Below are 20951 nucleotides of genomic sequence, written 5' to 3' on the forward strand. Positions count from 1 at the left end.
CCGCCCGGCGGACGAGTCCGACGCCGGACCCGACGCGTACCAGCCGAAGCACCGTGGTCTTCCTGCGGACGAGTCGCAGGAGCAGGCGCAGCCTTACGAGCCGAAGCATCGTGCGCCGCAGTCCGATGTCGCGGAATCCGAGAGTGCGCAGTCTCGGACGCTGGATCCGAGTGATGGTGCGGGGCGGCATCGTGGTCAGCCTGCTGACGAGTCGGAGTCGCAGGCGCAGGATTATGAGCCGAGGCATGGTGCGTCGCAGCCCGGCGTAGCGGAATCCGAAGGTGCACAGCCTCGGACGCTGGAATCGAGTGATGGTGCGGGGCGGCATCGTGGTCAGCCTGCGGATGAGTCGGGTGAGCAGCCCGCCTACGAGGCGAAGCACCGCAGGGATTCCGCAGACGAGGAGGCCGACGGGGAGCAGGCGCACCGTGGCGCACCGGCCCCCGAATCACAGCAGCCCGGCGAGCAGTCGAAGGTAGAAGGGCCGGGTGAGCAGCCGCAGCCCGCGCAACCAGGCGAGCAGGCGCAGGCCGGGCAGCCCGAGGCCGCTCCGTTGCCGCCGGAGGTCCAGGAGGCTCTGGATCGGCTGCGTGCGGAGCGCGCCGAGGCTGTGACGCTGCGCGCGGAACGGGACGACATCCGGCGGACGTGTGCGGAGGCCCTCGACGCATCGGACGCGTCGTCCGTCGACGCCATGGCGCGGGCCGCGCGAGAGTTCGACGAGGCGAATGCGGCGGTGGCCGAGCTCGACGCGGAGATCGCCGAGCTCGAACTGTCGAACACACCGGAGGGCGTGTACCGGCAGCTGATGCGCGAACGCGCCGTGCTGGCCAGGGAACGCGAATTCTGGCGCGCCAAGCGCGATGACAGGTATTCGCGGTTCAGTGATCTTCCGCTGCCGTTCGGCGATGCCGCGCAGGCGCTGAACCAGTCCAATCTGGCGCGCACCCTGGAACACCTGGAAGCGAGTGTCGGCGGAACCAGGAACATCGCCGGCACCGGCGAAGAGGCCGGGTATGTGGCGCGCGAGCAGCTCGATCCCGGCGAGATCGCGCGTCGTCGCGAGCAGATTTTCAAGCTGCACGATGCCGCGTTGCGGTACAACCGCGTGCAGGCGGCGCTGGCGGAAGTGGATCGCCGGATCGCCGCGCTCGGCCGGGTCGGCATCGGGGAGCCGCAACCGCTGTCGCGGCAGGTGCGCGCCGAAGTCGACCGCCTGGCCGGGGAGCGCGCCCGCGAGGTGCTGGAGTCCAAGCCGTGGCGGCAGATGCGCGCCGATATCGCCGCACGCTTGCGGGTGAACGAGGACGATCTCGGCCCGAATGCCGTCGCACAGCAGAAGTCGCCCGAGGAGGCGCTGGACGAGGCGCTGGCGGAGGTGGCCGGTCGGACCATCAGGGTGGACCTGATGGACGAGCGCGACCGCAACCTCGACTTGCTGCGCGAGGCCGCGACGCGCGTGAACGAGGCCGACAATCGCATCGCCCGCATTCAGGGCAGGATCGCCGAATTGGCGGGAGCGGGGCGCGATTTCCTCGCCGCGGAGGGCGCGCGTCAGGTCACCGACCGGGTCGGGTTCGTCGATGGCGACCCGCAGCGGATCATCGTGATGGCACCGCGCGGCACGCTCGCCGCGCCACGTGCCGACCATGACGCCGCCCTGCTCGAGGCCACCCATCGCGATTCGCGGGTGGCGCGCGCGATGCTGTCGCGGGAGACGACGATCGAGTACCGCGAACTGGTGGCCGAACTCGATCAGCCGGTGACGACCAGGCGGCTGCGTTCGCCCTCGCGGGAATTCATGACGCTCGGCCCCGACGACGCTCCGATCCTGCGCCGGGTGCGCTGGCAGTCCGGTGAGCCGGATTCGACGACCTGGCACGAGGTCAACCCGGAGCGCCCGGAGTGGACGACCAACCGCAAGGGCCCGACCACGCCGAAGGAGTTCAAGGAGCGGGATCTGCCCGAGGGCGTGAGCGGTTGGGCGACCAATCCGTTCCAGGCGTCGGTGGTGGATCCGTTCGTGGACAACGGACCCGGCGTCAACAAGGGCCTGCTGCCCACCATCCCGGGCGGCGATCCGATCTACCCGGGCCAGACCTACGAGCTGCCCTTCGCCGACGTCTTCTACCACTTCATGCGGTTGAGCTTGGAACCGGCGAAGCTGTTCGGTTTCACCTGGTACAACGACTCCGAGCACCCGGGGCGGATCTCGCCCGGCTTCAAGGGACACCCCTGGTTCCGGAAGAAGAGCGCCGACGTCCAGCCGATGGCGCGCGAGCCCGAGCGCGCCGAGCGTGCGCATGCACCCGGAGAGCTGGCGGGCTACGACAGGAGACAGGCCGACGAGCAGCGCGCGTGGCAGCGGGTGCAGAACTGGGCCACCGAGCAGTATCGGCTGTTCCGTTCTTCCGATGGCGACATCGACCGCATCACCGCCAATCTTGCCGCCCGCCCCGAGTTCGAGGGCGCTGCGCGCGAGGTGCGTGCGGCGGAGACCGTGGATCGGATCGCGAGCGTCGTCGAGGACTACATGTCGGCGCGCAGCGAGGTGACGACGCGCAACCCCGACGACCCTGGCCCGGACCTCAGCGCCATCGTCGCGGACCTGACCGGAACACTGCGCAGTGAACAGCCCGGTGACGCGGCCAGATTGGTCGACGACATCCGTGAGGCGCTGCTCGGTCTCGAGCCGGACCGGGCCGCGATCGCCGCCGAGGTCGCGGTGCGCTTGGACAACTCCGTCCCGGCGTTCAGCCGCGAGCAGATCGCGCAGATCAAGCACCACTACATGGCGGCCGAGTACCGGCGGGCGCTGCCCATCGACGGGTCGCCCGCGCGCATGCGCCTGGACGCCGTCGCCGACGTGGCCGAGGCCTGGCTCCGGTTGATCGGCGACGAGGCGACGGCCGAAGACGTGCTCATGCTGCAGGACGCCTTGGCGGAGTCGAACTTCCTGCGCACCAACGACTATGCGTCCTGGCGCGACGCCAACCAGTACGCCGTCCGCATCGGCTTCGACTGGGATTCGGTGCGGCCGCCGTTGACCGCCTGGCGCAAGGGCATCAGGTACGCGCCCGCCCCGCTGCCCAAAGACGCTCCGCTGCCGCCGCGGCCGGATACCGATGACGACGGTCCCGCTCCGTTGCCGCCGGGCCCCGGACCCGATTCCGGGCCGAACCGTCCACCGCTGCCATCCCACAACCCCGGCCAGCTGCCGCCGGGACCGTCACCGGACGATGTCGCGACGGTGGAGCTTCCGAGTCCGGTTGGTGCGGATGATCCGGACGGCGACCCTTCGGACAACGGTGTGCCGCCGGACGACGGTGACACGAAACAGGGTCCGGCCGGTGCCATCGGTGACGACCCGACCATCGATCTCCGCCGCGGCGCCGAGAACGTCGAGCGCGACGCACACGGGCGACCAGTGGATCCGCAGGGTGAACCGCCCGTGCAGCAGGACGAACCCACACGGCCGATCCGCCGTGACGAGCAGCGGGACGAGGCGGTCGACCCCGAACGGGACGACAGCGCCGAAACCTCCGGGGACCGCTACGAGATCGACAACCCGCAGTTCGGTGCACGCCTGCGGTACGGCTTCGAGAACTGGGACGCGGTGGTCGACGCGCTCGCCCCGCACGAGCGCGCGGTGCTGGAACGCATCGCTTCGTTGAGCGCCGACGGCAGCCGATTCCGCGCCGCGATCGACGCCGCCTTGCGCGGTGACGCGGAACTCACGCCCGAACTGGCCGCGGCCGTGGACATTCTCGACGACGTCCTCACCCGCCTCCGCCTTCCCGACACCGCGGTGATGACCTACGTCCGGCCCGAGAATCCGCTGGACATGACCGGCGACGTGGTTGGTTCGCTGCACCGGATCGCGGAGTTCCCGCAGGTTGCGCTCGGCGAGACACAGCCGGTCGACGGCGGCCGCTTCCACCTCGAGCTGACCGTTCCCGCGGGCACGCCCGCCCTGTTCATGAACCGTTTCCTGCCGTCCGGCATGCCGGTGCCGGTCGTGATGCTCGGCCGCGGCCTGAACTGGCGTGTCGACTCGGTGCACAGCCTCGGCAACGACGGTCACTGGTTGATCCGTGCCACCGTGGTCCCCGACGCGGGCTCGCCCGTCGAGACCGGAGGCCACCGTGCGCCGGGAGATGCGCCGACGACCGGCAAGGAATCTTCCGAAGCTGCCGTACCCCAGTCCAATTCGGTGACCGAACGTACCGGGCTACCCCGCTCCGAATCGCTGGACTCCGACCGCGCCGTACCGTCGGCCGCCGAGCCGGGTCCGGTTCGAATCGATGACGAATGGTCGCGTATCGATGACCGCGATCGGATCGCGGCGGTGCTGCGTGCACGTCACGGGCTCGGGATCGAGGGCTTCGACCTGGACGGACTCGATATCGAGACCGCCAGGGAGGCGGCACGGGCGCTGGACGAGATGCTGTCGAAGTATCCCGAGATCGACCTGAGGAACTTCGCTTTCGGCCCGTTGCGCGGTCCGAGGTCCGACCCGAAAATTGTCGGGGAGACGGTTCCTGGCATCGGCAGGGACTTCTCGCCGGAAGCCAGACGGCGCGGGTTCTACCTCAACTCGGAGTGGATCACGATCAACCAGCGCTATGCGACGGATGCGTCGGAGCTGGCGCGATTCGCCGAAAAAGTACTGCGCAATGGTGAATGGCCCGTCGGGGCCGACCGCGTCGTGTACTCGGCGATTGTCCACGAGCTCGGCCATGCGCTGGACAACGCCGGTGAGCGGCGCGCCCAGCACCGCGCGATGGACGCGCTGCGCCAGCACTACGCGGCCACTCGACCGCAGCCCGACGCCGACGGATTCCGTAGCTGGCTCCACCAACTCAGCGGCTACAGCTTCGACGAGGACGGCCGCTTCGATCCCGCGGAAGCGCTCGGCGACGCCTTCCTCGACGTGGAACGCAACGGCGTACGCGCCAGCGAGCCCGCGCGCGTGCTGCATCGGATCCTGGTCGAGGAGGCGCGAGCTCGCATCGGTATGCCGCCGCAATATCTCGACCCCGCGCCGCACGTCGACCTGAATTCGGTCACCTTCGATCCCGACTTCGTCGCCGCGGCACGCGATCAGCTGGCGGGTCCCTCGCCAGCGGACGGACCGGCCGAGGCGACCCCACGACCGGAATCCGGCGAGCGGCCGCAGCCCAAGAAGCCGATGCGACAGCGGATCAGAGAACGGTTCGGCAGAGGAAGGGCCGAGGACGGCGATGCCGTGGCGGTGCCGGAGTCCGCCGCCGATGGGGGTGGGAAGAAGCCGCCGCAGGAGCCGCCGGTGCCGATGCCGGATCCCGATGAGCCGACCGGTGATGGCGCGGAAGGCGCTGCGCCGCAGCCTGATCAGAATGCCGATAATGCATCGGGTCCGGACGAGGACGGTGATGGCGCGGGCAGGTCGGCGCGGCCGGAGCCGACGCCGGATTCCGATTCCTCGGGTGCCGCCCGCCGGGTGCCCACCGAGCCATCCGCTCCGCCCGTCCAGCAGGGCACGCGGGACGGTGCGGCGGAAACTTCGAGAATTATTGGGGAGCAGTCGAGTTCGGCGCAGGCTGAACAAGCAGGGCAGCCGAGCTCCGAGAGTGGTGTGCCGGAATCGTCGGGCGCGCCGGTGCCTGCGGCGGAACCGACTGGAGACCCGCGCCCGGCGGGCGACGGGTCGAGGTCGCCGGAACAGGAGACGCAGCAGCCCGATCCCGCGCAGAACAGCGGCGCTCGGTCTGAGGGCGGCAGGCCGGATCGGTCCGCTGACGGTCCGCGCGCGATCGTCATCGAGTGGGATGGCCAGCAGATCCCACTCCGCTTGGTTGCCGAGGGCCGGGACGGTTGGCGACCGGAACATCCGCAGCCGCAAGCGGATCCGGACGAGTCCGGCAACCTGCCCGCAGAGCCGGAGACCCAGGAACCGCCCGCGACCGCCCAGCCAGGGGCGAAGTGGCCGCTCGTGAGTAACTCGGCCGTGGTCCAAGGTCACGCCGTCATTCCGAAGCATCCTTCGCTGTCGTCCCAGGACACCGCGGGCCAAGCGCTGCTCGGGCACTTCGCGGGGCTGCCGCTGACCAGTCACGGTGCGCACGGCGAACAGCTCGGGATGAAGTTCAACCCGATGCGTTTGGGTCTGGTCTTCGAAGAACTGCGGCGCAACCGCGAACTGTTGCCTTTCCTTCGGCGTTTGACCAGCCGTACCCCGGACCAGACCGGTGACGTGCCGCCCGTGCGCAGGCGCACCGGCGAGGACTATCTGCCCTCGATCGACGAGGCGCTGCCTTCCCTGCTGCATCGGGAATTCGGGCGCGAATTCGCCGAGGAGATTGCGCGCCAGCAACGCGAGCGCGAACAGCAGCGGGCGGATCGGCGGGCTGAGAACGCCTCGGCCACCGCGCGCTCCGAACCGTTCCCCGATGGCGTGCCGCCGGGCGTCGACGGCGTATTCGGCGATCTCTTCGGTGACCTGATCGACGCCGCCCGCCGCCGGAGCGCAGCGTTCGACTGGCTGGCCGACACGGCCGATCGGCTCGAGGTCGACCTGAACGAGGAAACCTCCGAAGCCGTTCAGGACGCGCTGCGGGTGCTGCGGTACCAGCAGGCCAGGCGCATCGGCGCGTTCGTCGGCCTCTCCATCGCCGAGGCGAACTACCAGGTCGAGAACCAGCGCATCCGATTCGGTCGCGAAGTCAGCTTCTTCGACACCGATCCGATGACCCGCCTGTTGATCGAGGTCATGGAGGCCAACGGCGGGGACCCCAGCTGGCTGCGCGTGGTTCGCATCGCCAACGGTGACGCGTTCCCGCTGTGGGGTGAGCTCTACGACGCCGACGAGCCGGGTCGCAACGAGGGCATCGCTCGCTACTTCGCGGACGCGCTGAACCGCGATCAGATCCGCGACGAACGGGCGGTCTGGGCTCAGCTGCTCGACGTCGACATCGTCGACCTCGGTGCGCTTCCTCGGCTCACGATGATCGACGCGGCGAACCGGATTCGCGCCTACGGCACCGATGTCGCCGACTTCCAGTCCCGCGTGCGCCACTTCCTGCGCGCCGACGCCGAGGTCCAGGAACTGACCGGGCTGATGTCGGATCTGGCTCTGCGCTCGTCGATCATCGACGACCTTGGTTTCCTCCTCCCGGACATCGATGGTGTCGCGCTGCTGCCGGGCGACCCCGGCGGTCCGCCGCGGATGGTCGTCATCGACGGCCACGGTGACCACGAGGCCGTGCTCGGCCGGGCGCTGCGGGACTACGCGGATCTCGCCGAGGCGGTCAATGCCGGCTTGGTCGAGCCGGTCTTCCGGACGGCCACACTGGAACCCGATGGCACCTTCCATCTCACCGACGCCGATCCCGGACGGATCGTGCACCTCCGTCAGGAGATCGACGGCCGCCTGCTCGACCTGACCTTGATCGACGACGGCCAGGGCGGGTGGCGTCCGGTGCTGCCGGAACCCGCCGATTCCGGCGCGACGTCGCAGCAGCGCCCCGCACCGAGCCGCAGCGAGATCGTTACCGCCCGTGACGATCTCGCCGCCGCGCTCGACATCCCGGAATCCGAGCGCGGTTCCGCGGCGGAGCTCGCCGAACGGCTGCGCGTGCTGGCACTGGACAATGCGGTGCGCGCGAGCCAGATCGAGGCGGTCATCGACTACGCCCGCACGGCCTGGGACATCGACGACTTCAACAACCACACCGACGCGCGTTGGCAGCTGGCGACCCGGATCGATATCGATCCCGCCGCGATGACACCGGAGGCGATGGCGCGGGCGCTGACCGATCCGGATCTGGGCTCCGCGCGCAGGTATCAGGCCGTGCAGGACCTGATCGCGTACTGGAAGGTGGCCAGGGCCGACGACAAAGCGGTGGCCGAGGCCGCACGGGATCAGTTGGCCGAGCGTCTTGGGGTCGGCAGGCGCAGGGGCAGGTTCCCCAAGGATCTGTTCTCCCGCAATCGCAAGAACGACGAGCTCGAGTACCGGCCGGACCCGTCCAGTCTGGACGCGAAACGGCTGAATCGCGCGATTCGGCACTTGATGCGCCGACCCTCCGAACGGGAGAACCTCGTCGACGCGCTCACCGAGTTCTACCGGACCATCAACGGTTCGGATCGGTACGATCCGGTCACCCGCGGCGCCGACGCGGTCGACCCCCGCGTCGGCGATACCGAATTCCCCGTGCACGAGCGTGCGGTCCAGCACCTGCTCGACGTCGTCGACGATGTCGACACGCTCATCGATGTGCTGGACCGGGTCGGCGACTTCGGGCCGGATGAGGTCTCCGCGAGCGGGCATGCCGCACCGAGCCGCGACTGGGCGCTGACCGTCGGTGTCGACCTGACCGATGCCGACGCCAAGCGCTGGGCGGAGGTGTACGAGGTCTTCCGCGACGGCAGGATCGACCAAGAGGAACGGCTCACACCTGCCGAGCTCGCCGAGGTGCAGGCCGCGTTGCGCGCGGAAGTCGTTGCCCGCGCGCGTGGTATCGCCGAGCTGACCGCGATGAACAACCAGCTGCTCGAACTGGCCGAAGCCGAACAGCGACCCGCACTGATCGACCGGTTGACCGCGCAGCGCGCCGCCGCGGCGCAGGAACTGGACGCGGCCGAGGCCGCGCACGACGCGATCGACAGCGGCCACCCGGGCCGGGAGACGACCGCGACCAGGTTCCGGGACGCTCGAGCCGAGCTGGCGCGCATCGATGACGAGCTGATGCGAACCAGTGCCGCGTACCGCGAGCTGAGCGCGGAGGCCGAGGCGTCAGGGCGACCGCTGCGCCGGGCCGAGGTGATCGAGCGATTGGAAGCCGATCACGCGGCCGCGGTCCTGGAGCTGGACGCGGCGCGTGCCGAGCGCGCCGAGGCGAATCGACCCCACCGGTTCGGCGAGGCGGACCTCACCGACAACCTGGACGAGACCCTGCACGAGCGGCGGGACAGGACAAGACCGGTCGGTGCGGCCACGGAGCGCTGGGAAGCTCAGCTGAACGAGCTGGAGTCGGCGGCACGCAGATACCTCGCGGCGCGTGACGAACTGGCGCGCCTCACCGCACAACTGACGGCGGCACGCAACACCGCCTTCGGTGACGAGGGCACGCGCGCCCCGCGTCCTGCGCGTCGCGACGAGCTCGCCGACCTGACGGCCCGACGGGCCGCCGCTCTGGTCCGGGTCAGCGCCGCCCGTGCGGTGCTGGACGTCGTCAACGGCAGGCGCGGGCAGAGCGAAGCGGAACCGACCGCGGGCGTGGACGCCGAGGTGACCGGGGTGCGCACCCCGAACGCGGAGACCCAATCGCCTGCCCAGCTGGGCGAATGGCAGGCCGCGGCGCACCGGTACGACGCGGCGCGTGCCGAGCTGGCGCGCATCGAGCAGCAGCTCGAGGCCGCGCGGCGCGGTCGACCGGCGATGTCGCAGGCCGAGCGGTCGCGTCGCGTGGTGGAGCGGATCGATGCCCAGCGAGAGACCGCGCTGCGGGAGCGGGACGACGCGCGGTCGCGGCGGGCCGAGGCCATGCGCGGGCTGCCGGTCGACGAGACAGAACTGACCGATGACGCGGCCATCGACGCCATGGTCGAACGGCTGGAGGGCCGGACCCTGCCGGTCACGGAACTCGCCGAGCAGTCGGCGCGGACCCGTGCGCTGCGGGACGCGGCCGTGCGCTACAACGCGGCCGAGCAGCGGTTGACCGCGGTGGATCGGGCGCTCGCGAGGGCGATCCAGCGGCAGGTGCTTGCCGAGGCGGGCGCACGCCGGATCGACGACCGAGTCGGTATCGTGCCGTCCGATCCGGTGGTGATCGTGGTCGTCGGCAGGGACGTGCCGACCGATGTGCGCGCCCGGCTTGCCGCCGACCACCCCCACCTGTGGTTGGCTCTCGGGCGGCCGGACGTCGTCGTCCGCCACCTACGGATCGAAGAATGGGCCGACGGCCGAATCATCTGGCATCGCACAGATTTCGGAGCGAACGGGCCGGTCGCGGTCGGTTCGAGCCCGTTGCGACCGGCGGACGTGGGTGCGCAGCAGGCTCCAGATGGCCGCGCCGGACAGCGCGATGCTGGTGGCGCGCAGCGGGATCCGGGTGGCGCGGACGGGCAGCCCAGCGAGAGCGGCGCACCACGACAGCCGGGCGAGCGCGACGCCGCGGTGAACCGAGCACGCGCGGATCTCGAGCGAGCGCGTGCCCAGCGAGATGTGCTTGCCGACGCGCATTTCGACGCTGTCATGAGCTTCAGGGCCGAGATCGGGCAGCTGCGTATCGCCTCGGCCGAGCTGACCATCCAGGCGTTGCCCGCAACGCTGCGCCGACTGCTCGACGAGGGCGTGCCCCGAGAACACGTCGATCGGCTCCGCGCGGCAGCGCACAACGTCGAGCAGCGGCGCGCCGATCTGGTTGCGGCGCAGACGGCATTCGTCGCGGCGCAGCGCCGACTGGGATTCGCGCGGGCCGGATTGCACGAGGTCCGATACGACTCCACCGCCGAGCCACAGCGAGCACCCGGCGCGGCCGATGCTGTCGACCCGCGCACGGTGCACTGGCCCGGTGGAGTCGCTGCGGAGTCTGGGGCGGAGACAGACCAGGGCGTCGACGGGCGAGCTTCGGAAGATGCCGCGTCCTCGGCAGCTGAGCCGGTCGATCCGCGTACGGTGCATTGGCCCGGGGGTGCGGTGGAGACCGAGTCCGGCGTCGGCGAGTCATCGCCGGAAGGTGTTGCGGCGCAGGTTGTTCGTCCTGCGGATCCATGGACGGTGCATTGGCCGGGTGGTCGCACGGTTGAGTCCGAGGAGGGTGCGGGCAAGGCTTCGCCGGAGGGTGCGGGGTCGTCGGAGGTCGCGCTGGTCGATCCGCGGACTGTGCATTGGCCCGGCGGTGCTGCCGCGTCCGAAGCGGGTGAGGAAGGGCGACACCCGCGTCCCGAGAAGGGAGACGACTCCGGTGCGGCGGGCGCGCCGGCGCGGCCGGGTCCGCAGCCCGGCACCGACCCCGCGGGAGCCGCGCGCACGGCGCCAACGGATTCGGGGCGGCCGGAGGCCGGTGCCGAGCGCGCGTCGAACAGCGAAGGGCCCGCCCAGGCGACGTCCGAATCCCACCGCGCCAGGGTCGCACCCGGCGAGGGCGATCCGGTTCCCGGCGACGCGCGTGAGCCGCAAGCCGCCGGGGGTGGCGGCGGGACGACGCCGCCGGGCCAGCAGCCGCCCGCAGCGGCCGAACCGCCGGATCCGCACGATCCCGGAGCGTCGCGGTCGAAACCTGCGACCGGCGAAACCCGCCCGCACACCATCGAGGTCGACGGTGAGCAGGTTCCGGTGCATCTGGTCGACGACGGCTCGGGCGGCTGGCGGGTCGAACCACCCGTCGTCCGTCCGGAGGCACCCGCGCCCGAAGCGGCTCCGTTGCCCACCTCGGAACCGCCCGCCACGCCTGAGCGCCGCCCCAACCTGGTGCGCCGCATGTGGACTCAGCTGCGCAGCGGGTTCGCCGGGCACACCCCGAAATACCCGTCCGGGTCCGGTGTGGACAGCGCCGGACAGTCGGTGGTCGCGCACGAAGCGAACGTGCCGCTGATCAAGCACACGCCGGAAGGCGATGTGCTGCAGACGAAATTCAACCCCGTGCGCATCCTCAAAGAGGGTGCGACGATGTGGCAGAACCGGGAACTCATCCCGTTCCTGAACAAGCTGACCAGCCGTATCCCGGACCATGCGGGCGACCCGCCGCCTGCCCGCTCCCGCAACGGCGAGGAATACCGCCCGTGGCTGGACGAGGCGGACTCGAGACAGGTCCGCCAGGAAACCGGCGAAGATGTCGAGGAGCTGCGCAGGCAGGCCGACGCCGAACAGCCGAAGCAAGAGCAGGCGCCCGCCCCGGAACGGGTGCGGTACGAGCCGAACCCGAATGCCACCGGCCGGTTCGCCGACCTGTCCCGCGACCTAGCCGACGCCGCCAACCTGCGCGAGGACTTGGCCGCCGACCTGATCGCCGCCGTCCGTGACCTGGGCGCCGACCTGGGGCCAGAAGTGACGCCGGAATCGGTCCGGCAGGCCTTCGAGGTACTGCGCTACCACCAGGCCCGTCGCATCGGTGCGCTGGCCGGGCTCGCCGAGGCCGCCGCCCGCTACGACGCCGAGAACCGCCGCATCCCCTACAGCACCGAAGTCAGCTTCTTCGACTCCGATCCGATGACCCGGTTCCTGCGGGAGGTCATCCACGCCAACGACCGTCCCACCACCCTGCTCGATTGGGAGGGCGTCAACAACGGTGGTGAGCCCGGCAGGGACTGGGGCGATCTCAACTACACCGATCAGCCCGGAACCGACGAGGGCAACCCGACCTACTTCGAGAACGCGCTGCGGCGCGACCAGATTCGCGACGAACGCGCCGTCTGGGCGCAGCTGCTCGGCACCGATCTCGGGCAGCTGGACGTGCATCCCCGGCGCGCGCTCGCCGCGGCGATCGATCACATCCGCGCGCAGGCCCGCGGTCTCGCGGATATCGAGCAGCAGATGCGGAACTATCTGCGGGTGGACGGCGAGGTAGCCGACTTCACCCGTCAGCTAGCCGATTTGGGGCTGCGCGCGTCGGTCGAATCCGACGGTGGGTTCCTGCTGACCGGTGTGGACGGCATCGGGATCCTGCCCGGGGAGGCCGGGCAGCAGCCCAGGCTGCTGGTGTTCGACGGAGATCTGGACCACGAACGGGTGCTGGCCGATGCCCTGCGGAAGCATCCCGAACTCGCACAGGCGGTCAACGACGGACTGGTCGATGTCGTGTTCCGGATCGCGCATGCCGAGCCGGACGGGTCCATGCGCCTGCTGGACAGTGAACCCGTCGCGGTGCGGCACATTCGGCAGGAGGTCGACGGGCGCGTCCTGGACGCCACCATGGTGCGCGACGATGACGGTACGTGGCGTCCGGTCTACGACAACGCGCCAGCGGAAACCGATCAGCGGCCGCCACTACTCCCAGAAGGGTTGTCCCGCAGCGAAGTCGAGATGGCCCGGCACGAACTGGCGCACCGCCTCGGCATACCGGAAGGGGAGCTCGACAACCCCGAGGCGCTCAGGCAACGCATCGAGCAGCTGCGTGCCGAGAACGCGCTCCGCGCGGCCCAGATCGAAGCGATTATCGATTACGGCCGCACCGCTTGGGATATCGACGATTTCCACGCGCTCAGCGATGCGCGCTCTCAGCTGGCGCACCGCCTCGGGTTGGCAACCGATCAGCTGACGCCCGAGCAGGTCGCCCGGGCGCTGGTCGGGGGCGATCTGGGTAAGGCGCGCCGTCTGCAGGCCGTCGAGGATCTGGTCGACTACGCGAAACTATTGCGCGGCACCGATTCCGGTGTGGTGGACGGCGCCCGGGATCGGCTCGCCGAGCGACTCGGTGTCGGGCGTCGTCGGGGCCGGTTCCCGAGGGACCTGTTCCCGCGCAGCTACAAGAACTCCGAAATGAAGTATCTGCCGGACACGTCCGGCACCGACCCGAAGCGGTTGAACAAGGCGATCGCCAAGCTCGCCCGCAAAGAGAGCGAGCGCGAGAATCTGATCGACGCGCTCGCCGAATACTTCCGGACCATCAACGGGCTGGACCGTTTCGACCCGGTCCGCTACGGCGAGGACGCGGTCGATCCGCGCGTCACCGACGGTGAATTCCCGGTGCACGACAAGGCGATCGCGCACCTGCTCGAGGTCGTCGGCGATCTCGACATCCTCACCGATGCGCTCGAAGGCGCCGACATCCTCGACCGCTTCGGCATTCTCGGCGCGCACACCGGACCCGCACCCGAACCCCGCGCCAACCCCGACTTCACCCGGACGGTCGGCGTCGAACTGCCCGAACCGGTGCGGCCCGGCGATACCCCGGAAGAGGTGGCCGCGAAAGCCGCACGGTGGGCGAAGGTCTACGAGGTCTATCGCGACGGCAAGATCGATCAGAAGGAACGCCTCACTCCCGATCAGCTGGCCGCCGTTCAGGCAGACTTGCGCAACGAAATCGAACGCCGCGCAGACGCTCTCGAGCTGTTGGAGGCTCTGACCCGCCGCGCCGACGAACTCGAGGCCGAAGCGCAGCGCCCCGCCCGCATCGCCCAGCTCCTGGCCGAACGCGACGCCGCGACCGCCGAACGCGACGCCGCCCGTGCCGCCCTCGACGCCGCCACCGCCAACTTCCGCCACAACCCCGGCGAAGCCGCGGCATCGGAACTCGGCGCGGCAGCCAAGCGGTACACCGACGCCGAAGCCGACGTCAGCCGGGTGGACGCCGAGCTGGCCGCGACCCAGCCGGCAACTCCGCCGAATGTGCCACCGGTGGGAGGGATGCCGCCGCAAGGTCGATCGGGTATGCCGCCGGTCGACCCACGTGTGGCGTGGGCGCAGCCGGTTGCCGGTGAGGGTGGTGTTGTTTCGGAGGCGCCGGTTGATCCGCGTGTGGCGTGGTCGCAGCCAGCGGGGCCGGACGATCCGACGTTGCCGTTGGGTGTGCGGACCGAAGGCGCGGATTCGGATTCTGGTGTGACACAGCCGCAACCGGGCGCGGGAGACGGTGGCGGCGGTCGGAAGCCGCCTGTCGGGCCGCCGGTGGCCACGCCGGAGCCGGACGGGTCGGGGGATCGTCCCGATGCCGATCTGGCGCGGCGGGTGACGAACCGGCTTGCTGCCGAGAACGCCGCAGCGGTAGAGGAATTGGATGCCACGCGGGCGGCCCGTGCCGAGGCGATGGACGGGTTGCCGGTGCGCGAAGGCGATCTGGCCGAGAACGCGCTGCCGGACACCATCGCCCGGCTGACCCGCGAATTGCCGGACCAGACAACGCGTATCGAGACTCTGCGCGAAGCGGCTACCCGGTTCAACCGGGCCGAATCCGTGCTGGAGGTGCTCGACGGAGCGGTCGCGCAGGCGATGGAGCGCGAAGCGCTGGCCGAGGAAGGTGCGAACCGGATCGACAATACGGTCGGCATCGTTGCGGGCGAGCCGCCCCGGATCGTGGTCGTCGGCTGGAATTCGCCGGGTGACGTGCGCGCTCAGCTCGCCGCCGACTACCCGAGTCTGCGTCCGCTGCTGGCCCGACCGGATGTCGTCGTCCGGCACATCGAGATCACCTACGGTGACGACGGACGAATCATCCACGTGCCGAGCGACTTCGGGCCGGATGGGCCCCTGCCTGGTCCGGTCGAGCCGGGACCTCCTCCGGGAGATTCGCCCGGGTCGCCCGAGCGGGAACGTCGTTCGGGGGAGGAGCCTCAGCCGCCCACCCAGAATCCGCAGGTCGCAGCCGATTTCGAGGCCATGCGTCAGCGCGCCGAGGCGCGCCTGCAAGAGGCGCTCGACGCGATCGCGCGCCGGGCGCAGGCAGCGCGCCAGTCGCAGGACAGCGAATTCGAGCAGCGCAGCCGGCAGCTCGATGAGGCGCTGGCCGAGAACGAGCGCCGTCAGACGGAGCTGGATGGGGCGCAGGAGGAGCCGCGGGTTCAAGATCCGCAGGCTGCGGCGGAGTTCGAGGCACTGGACGGTCGGCCGGAGGTGGCGCCGCTGGTTGGGGCGGACGAGCTGACTCCGGAGGCGCGGGCCCAGCTGGAGCGGTTGCGGGGTGCGCGCGCCGAGGCGCTGGCGCGGCGGGAGGAGTCGCGGGATATCCGGCGGGTGCTGGCCGAACTGCTGGCCGAGGCGGATCCCGGAGGTCCCGAGGCGGCGGCGCTGGCGCGGGCGACCGAGCGGCTCGAGGCGGCGGAAGTCGAGGTGGCGCGGCTCGATGCGGAGATCGCTGAGCAGGAGCTCGCTGGTACGCCTGAGGCTGTCCTCCAGGAGTTGATGCGCAGGCGTGCGCAGTTGGCGGCCGAACGGGCATTCTGGCGGGCCAAGCGGGATGATCGGTTCTCCCGGTTCGTGGATATCCCACTGCCGGTCCGGAACCCGAACGAGGCGCTGAACCAGGCGAATCTGGCGAGTACGCTGCAACACTTGGAGAACGGGATCGTCCGCACCCGCGATGTCGCCGGTACCGGTGAGGAAAGCGCCACGCGGGCACAGGAATTGGTCGGCCCCGATGAGATCGCCCGCCGTCGCGAGCAGATCTTCAACTTGCAGGACGCGGCGCAGCGCTTCAACGAGGCGGATTCCGAACTGGCCGAACTGGATCGGCAGATCGCCGCACTCGGTCGGGTCGGCGTCGCGGAGCCCGAACTTTCGCAACAGGTTCAGGCCGAGCTCGATCGCCTCGCCCGCGAACGCGCGCAAGCCGTGCTCGCGTGCAAGCCGTGGCGGTTGATGCGGACCGACCTCGCGCGCCGGCTCCGAGTCGACGAAAGCCGACTGGGTCCAGAGGGTTTGGGCGCCACCCTGGACGAGGTGGCGAACCGGACCATCCGCGCCGACCAGGCCGACGAGCACGTCCGCAATATCGCCCTGCTGCGGGAGGCCGCCACCCGCGTCAGCCAGGGCGAACAGCTCGTGCACCGAATCCAAGGCCAGATGGCCGAACTGGCGGGTGCGGGCCGCGACATCCTCGACGCGCTGGGTGTGCGCCCGATCGATCCCGGCGAAGGACATCCGCGCGTCGGACTCATCGAAGGCGAGCAGCCGCGCATCATCGTGGTCGCGCCGATCGGGCCGAACGTCCATCCGCGCGTCGATCACGATGCCGCGCTCGCCGCCGCGATCCGCTCGGATCCCGCTGTGGCCCAGGCGATGACGCGCCACGAAGCCCGCATCGAGTTCTGCTGGATCGTCGCCGAGCACGATGCACCGGTGCGGATCGCGCGGATGCCGGGGCCGAACCGCGAGTTCACCACGCTCCCGGCGATGGACGGTCGCCCGCCGCTGCACATGGTGCGCTGGCAGGACGGCGAAGGCAACTGGCATTCGCTGGATCCGCGCAGCGGCGAAGCCGGCACCGGCGGCCCGACCGTACCGAAAACCTATGAGGAACGCCTGCTGCCCGAAGGCGTCAGTGGGTGGGGTATGGCGCCGGTCGAAGCGGCGATCGTCGACCCGTTCGTCGGCAACGGCCCGGGTGTCAACCAAGCGTTCCTGCCGGCCATCCCCGGTGGCTCACCGATCGACAACGGCATGCCCACCTACGAGTTGCCGTTCGCCGACCTGGCCTACAACATTCTGCGGCTCACCCTGGAACCGGCGAAACTGTTCGGCTTCACCTGGTTCAGCGATAAAGAGCATCCTGGCCGGATCAAACCGGGCTTCAAGGGGCACCCGTGGTTCCGGGCGCCGAAACGCGACGTGCAGCCGATGGCGCGGGAATACCAGCTGCCCGAACGTGCCCCGGACAACGGTGAACTGGGCGAACCGTTCAAGCAGCGCCAGCGGCAGGAACAAGAAGCCTGGCAGCGGGTGCAGGACTGGGCCAACGCCGAATACCGGCGGTATCTCGGTGACGACAGCGATATCGACACCGTCGCCAACAACCTCGACGACCATCCGGCCGCCCAAGGCGCGGCGCGTGCGGTGCGGGCCGCCGTGCTCGTCGACGTGATCGCGAATGTCATCGACGACTACACCGCCGGACTCGTCGAGGTAACGCACCGCAGCCCCGACGATCCGGGCCCCGACCTGAGCCGCGCCGTCGAGGCGATCACCGGGCATCTGGATCACGAAAGGCCCGGTGACGCAGCACGATTGGTCGACGACATCCGTGATGCCCTGATGGGCCTCCGTCCCGATCGCGCGGCAATCGCGCGTGCGGTCGCCGAACGGCTCGACCACGCCGTTCCGGCGTTCTCCCACGAGGAGATCGCCCAGATCAAGAACCATCTGATGCGCGATCAGCATCTGCGCATCGATCCGCGCGACGGCGTGCCGCGCCGTCTCCCGCTGGACCCGGTCGCCGATGTCGCCGAAGCCTGGAACCGGCTCATCGCGGGTGGCGACAACATCCTGCCCGCCGATATCCTCCTGCTCCAGGACGCTCTGGCCGAATCCAACTACCTGCGCGCCCACCCGTACGGCGCCGCCTGGCGCGACGCCAATCAGTACGCCATCCGCATCGGCTTCGACTGGGACGCCGCTCGACCACCCCTCACCGACTGGCGCAAGGGCATCAAATACGCCCCCGCCGCCCTCGGGCCCGACAACCTCCTCCCGCCACGCCCCGAAATCGACCCCGACGACCCCAACCCCCTCCCACCCGGCCCCCGCCCCCAACTCCCACCCAACCCCGAGGGCCCGGTCAACCACACCCCGGAACCCTCGGAAAACGGACCCGCCCGACCGATTCCGAGTCCAGATGACCCGACCGTAGAGCTGCCATCGCCGGATACCGTCGATACTCAGCCCATTCCGCACCCGAATGGTCCGACCGTCGAACTGCCGTCGGCGGATGAAGTGGATACCCTGCCGATTCCGCACCCGGACGACCCGACGGTTGAGCTGTTGTCGGCGGATGGGGCCAATTCGGAAGTTGGCGAGGGTCAGTCGCGGCCAGACAGTGGTGCCGATTCGGAGGTCGGCGAAGGTCGGTCGCGGTCTGAGGGTTCGGCGCGGCTGGATGCTGAGGGCGGACAGCCGCGGCCTGAGGGTGGGGCGCAGGCTGAAGGTGGGGAGGGGCAGTCGCGGCCCGAGAGTGAGGCGCAGGCCGAAGGTGGCAAGCGGTCGCATGTCGGCGAGGGGCAGCCACAGCCTGAGGGAGGGGCTGACTCGGGGGTTGGCGAGAACCGGTCGCGGTTGCAGGGTTCGGTGCGGCTGGATGCCGAGGGCGGACAGTCGCGGCCTGAGGGTGGGGCGCAGGCTGAAGGTGGCAAGCGGTCGCAAGTCGGCAAGGGGCAGCCACAGCCTGAGGGTCGGGCTGACTCGGAGGTCGGCGAAGGCGAGTCCCGGCCGGAGAGTTTGGCGCGGCCGGAGGTCGGCGAGGGGCGGCCTCAGCCTGAGGGTGGGTCCGATTCGGAGGTCGGCGAGAGCCGGTCGCGGTCGGAGGGTTCGGCTCGGCTGGGTGCCGAGGGCGGACAGTCGTGGCCCGACGGTGGTGTGCAGAGCGAAGGTGGCGAGCGGCCGGAGGTCGGCGAGGGGCGGCCTCAGTCTGAGGGTGGGTCCGATTCGGAGGTCGGCGAAGGCGAGTCTCGGCCGGAGAGTTCGGCGCGGCCGGAGGTCGGCGAGAGCCGGTCGCGGTCGGAGGGTTCGGCTCGGCCGGATCGCGAGGGCGGACAGTCGCGGCTCGAGGGTGGGGTGCAGGCCGAAGGTGGCGAGCGGTCGGAGAGCGGCGAAGGTGGGCGTCGGACCGAGGGGGAGCAGCGTTCGGAGGGAGGCGAGCGGCGTTCGCGGCCCGACGGTGGTGCGCGAGCCGGTCTCGCGGCCGGAAGTGGCGCGGAGGACGATCGCGACCCTCGGATGCCACCACCGGTCCCGCCGAACCCGCCCGTGCCTCCTTTGCCGCAGCCGCCGCAGCCTCCGCAACGGCCGGTGCCGCCGGTGTCGCAGCCGCCGGTGCTTCCGCAACGGCCGGTGCCGCCGGTGTCGCAGCCGCCGGTGCTTCCGCAACGGCCGGTGCCTCCGCTCCCGGAGATCCCTCAGCTGCCGCAACCTCCGCTCCCGGAGGTCCCGTCGCCGCCTGTGCCTCCGGTACCACCCGTGCCACCGGAGCGACCGGTCCCGCCGCTTCCACCATTGCCGGAGCCTCCGTCGCAGCCGTTCCCACCTGAGCCGCCGGTACCGCCGGTCTCGCCGTGGCCCGCTTCGCCGTGGCCGGAACCCCCGACGCCTTCGGTTCCGCCTGCGCCGCCGCAGTTTCCGGTCCCGTCTGCGCCGGAATCTCCGTCGCCGCAGCCGTTCCCGCCTGGGCAGCCGGTTCCATCGTGGCCTGCGCCGTCGTTGCCGGAACCGTCGGTGTCTTCGGTTCCGCCTGCGCCGCCGCAGTTCCCGGCTCCGTCTGCGCCGGAATCTCCGTCGCCGCAGCCGTTCGCCCCTGGGCAACAGGTGCCGCCGGCGACGCTGCCGCAGTGGCAGGCGCCTCCGATCCCGGAGGTTCCGGAAGTTCCACTGCCGCCGGCTCCGCAGCCGCAGGCTCCGCTACCGGAACTCCCGGAGCGCCCGGAATTGCCGCTACCGCCGGGGCAGCCGGGGTCGGGCAACGGATTCGGGTCTCCCGGTGGCTCGCCGCAGCCGCTGGAGTCTGGTCTCGACTTGCCGTCTCCGCAAGGTGACGGGACTCGTAACGGACAAGGCGGCAATGGATTCGGGGTTCCGGGTTCACCCGGGGCCGGATACTACGACGCGCCCGCACCGGTACGGCCGGATTCGCCCGCGCCGCAGTACGACTCGCCGTCGAACGGCGCCTACGGCGGCGAATCCGCAGGGCAGACCGGCGATCAGCGGGCGCCGTGGCCGTCGAACGGTCATGCTCAGCCGAATGGCGTGAACGGTCACTCCGGTAACGGCTTCCCGGCCTCGAATGGTTCGCAGGCAGGTGCGATGGGAGCGCCCGGGATGCCGGGTACGGCGGCCCCGAGTGCGCCTGCGCGTCCTTCCCGGGCGGTGCCGCGTGCCTCGGTGTTCGGCAACGGGCGCGGTCCCGGCGGTGAGAGCGCGCAACCGCGGGGGAACACGATCGTCGTCCGGTCGCACACCGGGTTCGGTGAGTTCTCCGAACTGGATTTGGGTACCGGTGATCTGCGCGCCATGAACACGGGCCTCGGTCCTGTGGGTGGCGTCTACGGCACCGTCGGTGAGACACGGTTGGTGTTCTACCGTGACCGCGGAAGGCTTCTACTGCGCGTCGCCGGGCGGACGATCGACCTCGAGGCCGAGCACGTCACCGTCGGATGGGATCGAATCAACGAGCGCACAACCCGTTTCGCGCTGTCGATCGCCGGCTCCGTGCTGTGCGATGTGCGTTACCCTGCTGTGGCGCCCGATCTCGATCTCGGCATGCTGATCCGCGACGTGCTGTCCGACCCGGCTCGCCGCGAACGCATCTTCTCCGCGTGATCACCGGCCC

The 20951-nt window shown here is 70.4% G+C and carries 1 protein-coding gene (running past one end of the window); it reads left to right on the plus strand.

Annotated elements, in window-relative coordinates:
- On the plus strand, positions 1 to 20941 hold the end of the coding sequence (locus tag ACRWNM_RS05355) for a hypothetical protein (protein WP_431964074.1). It extends 24077 nt beyond the left edge of the window; the window shows 20941 of its 45018 coding nt (coding positions 24078-45018); its start codon lies off the left edge, out of view; its stop codon occupies positions 20939 to 20941.
- Positions 20942 to 20951 lie beyond the last annotated feature (10 nt).

The sequence above is a fragment of the Nocardia sp. bgisy134 genome (genome assembly GCF_965341865.1).
Classification (GTDB): Bacteria; Actinomycetota; Actinomycetes; order Mycobacteriales; family Mycobacteriaceae; genus Nocardia.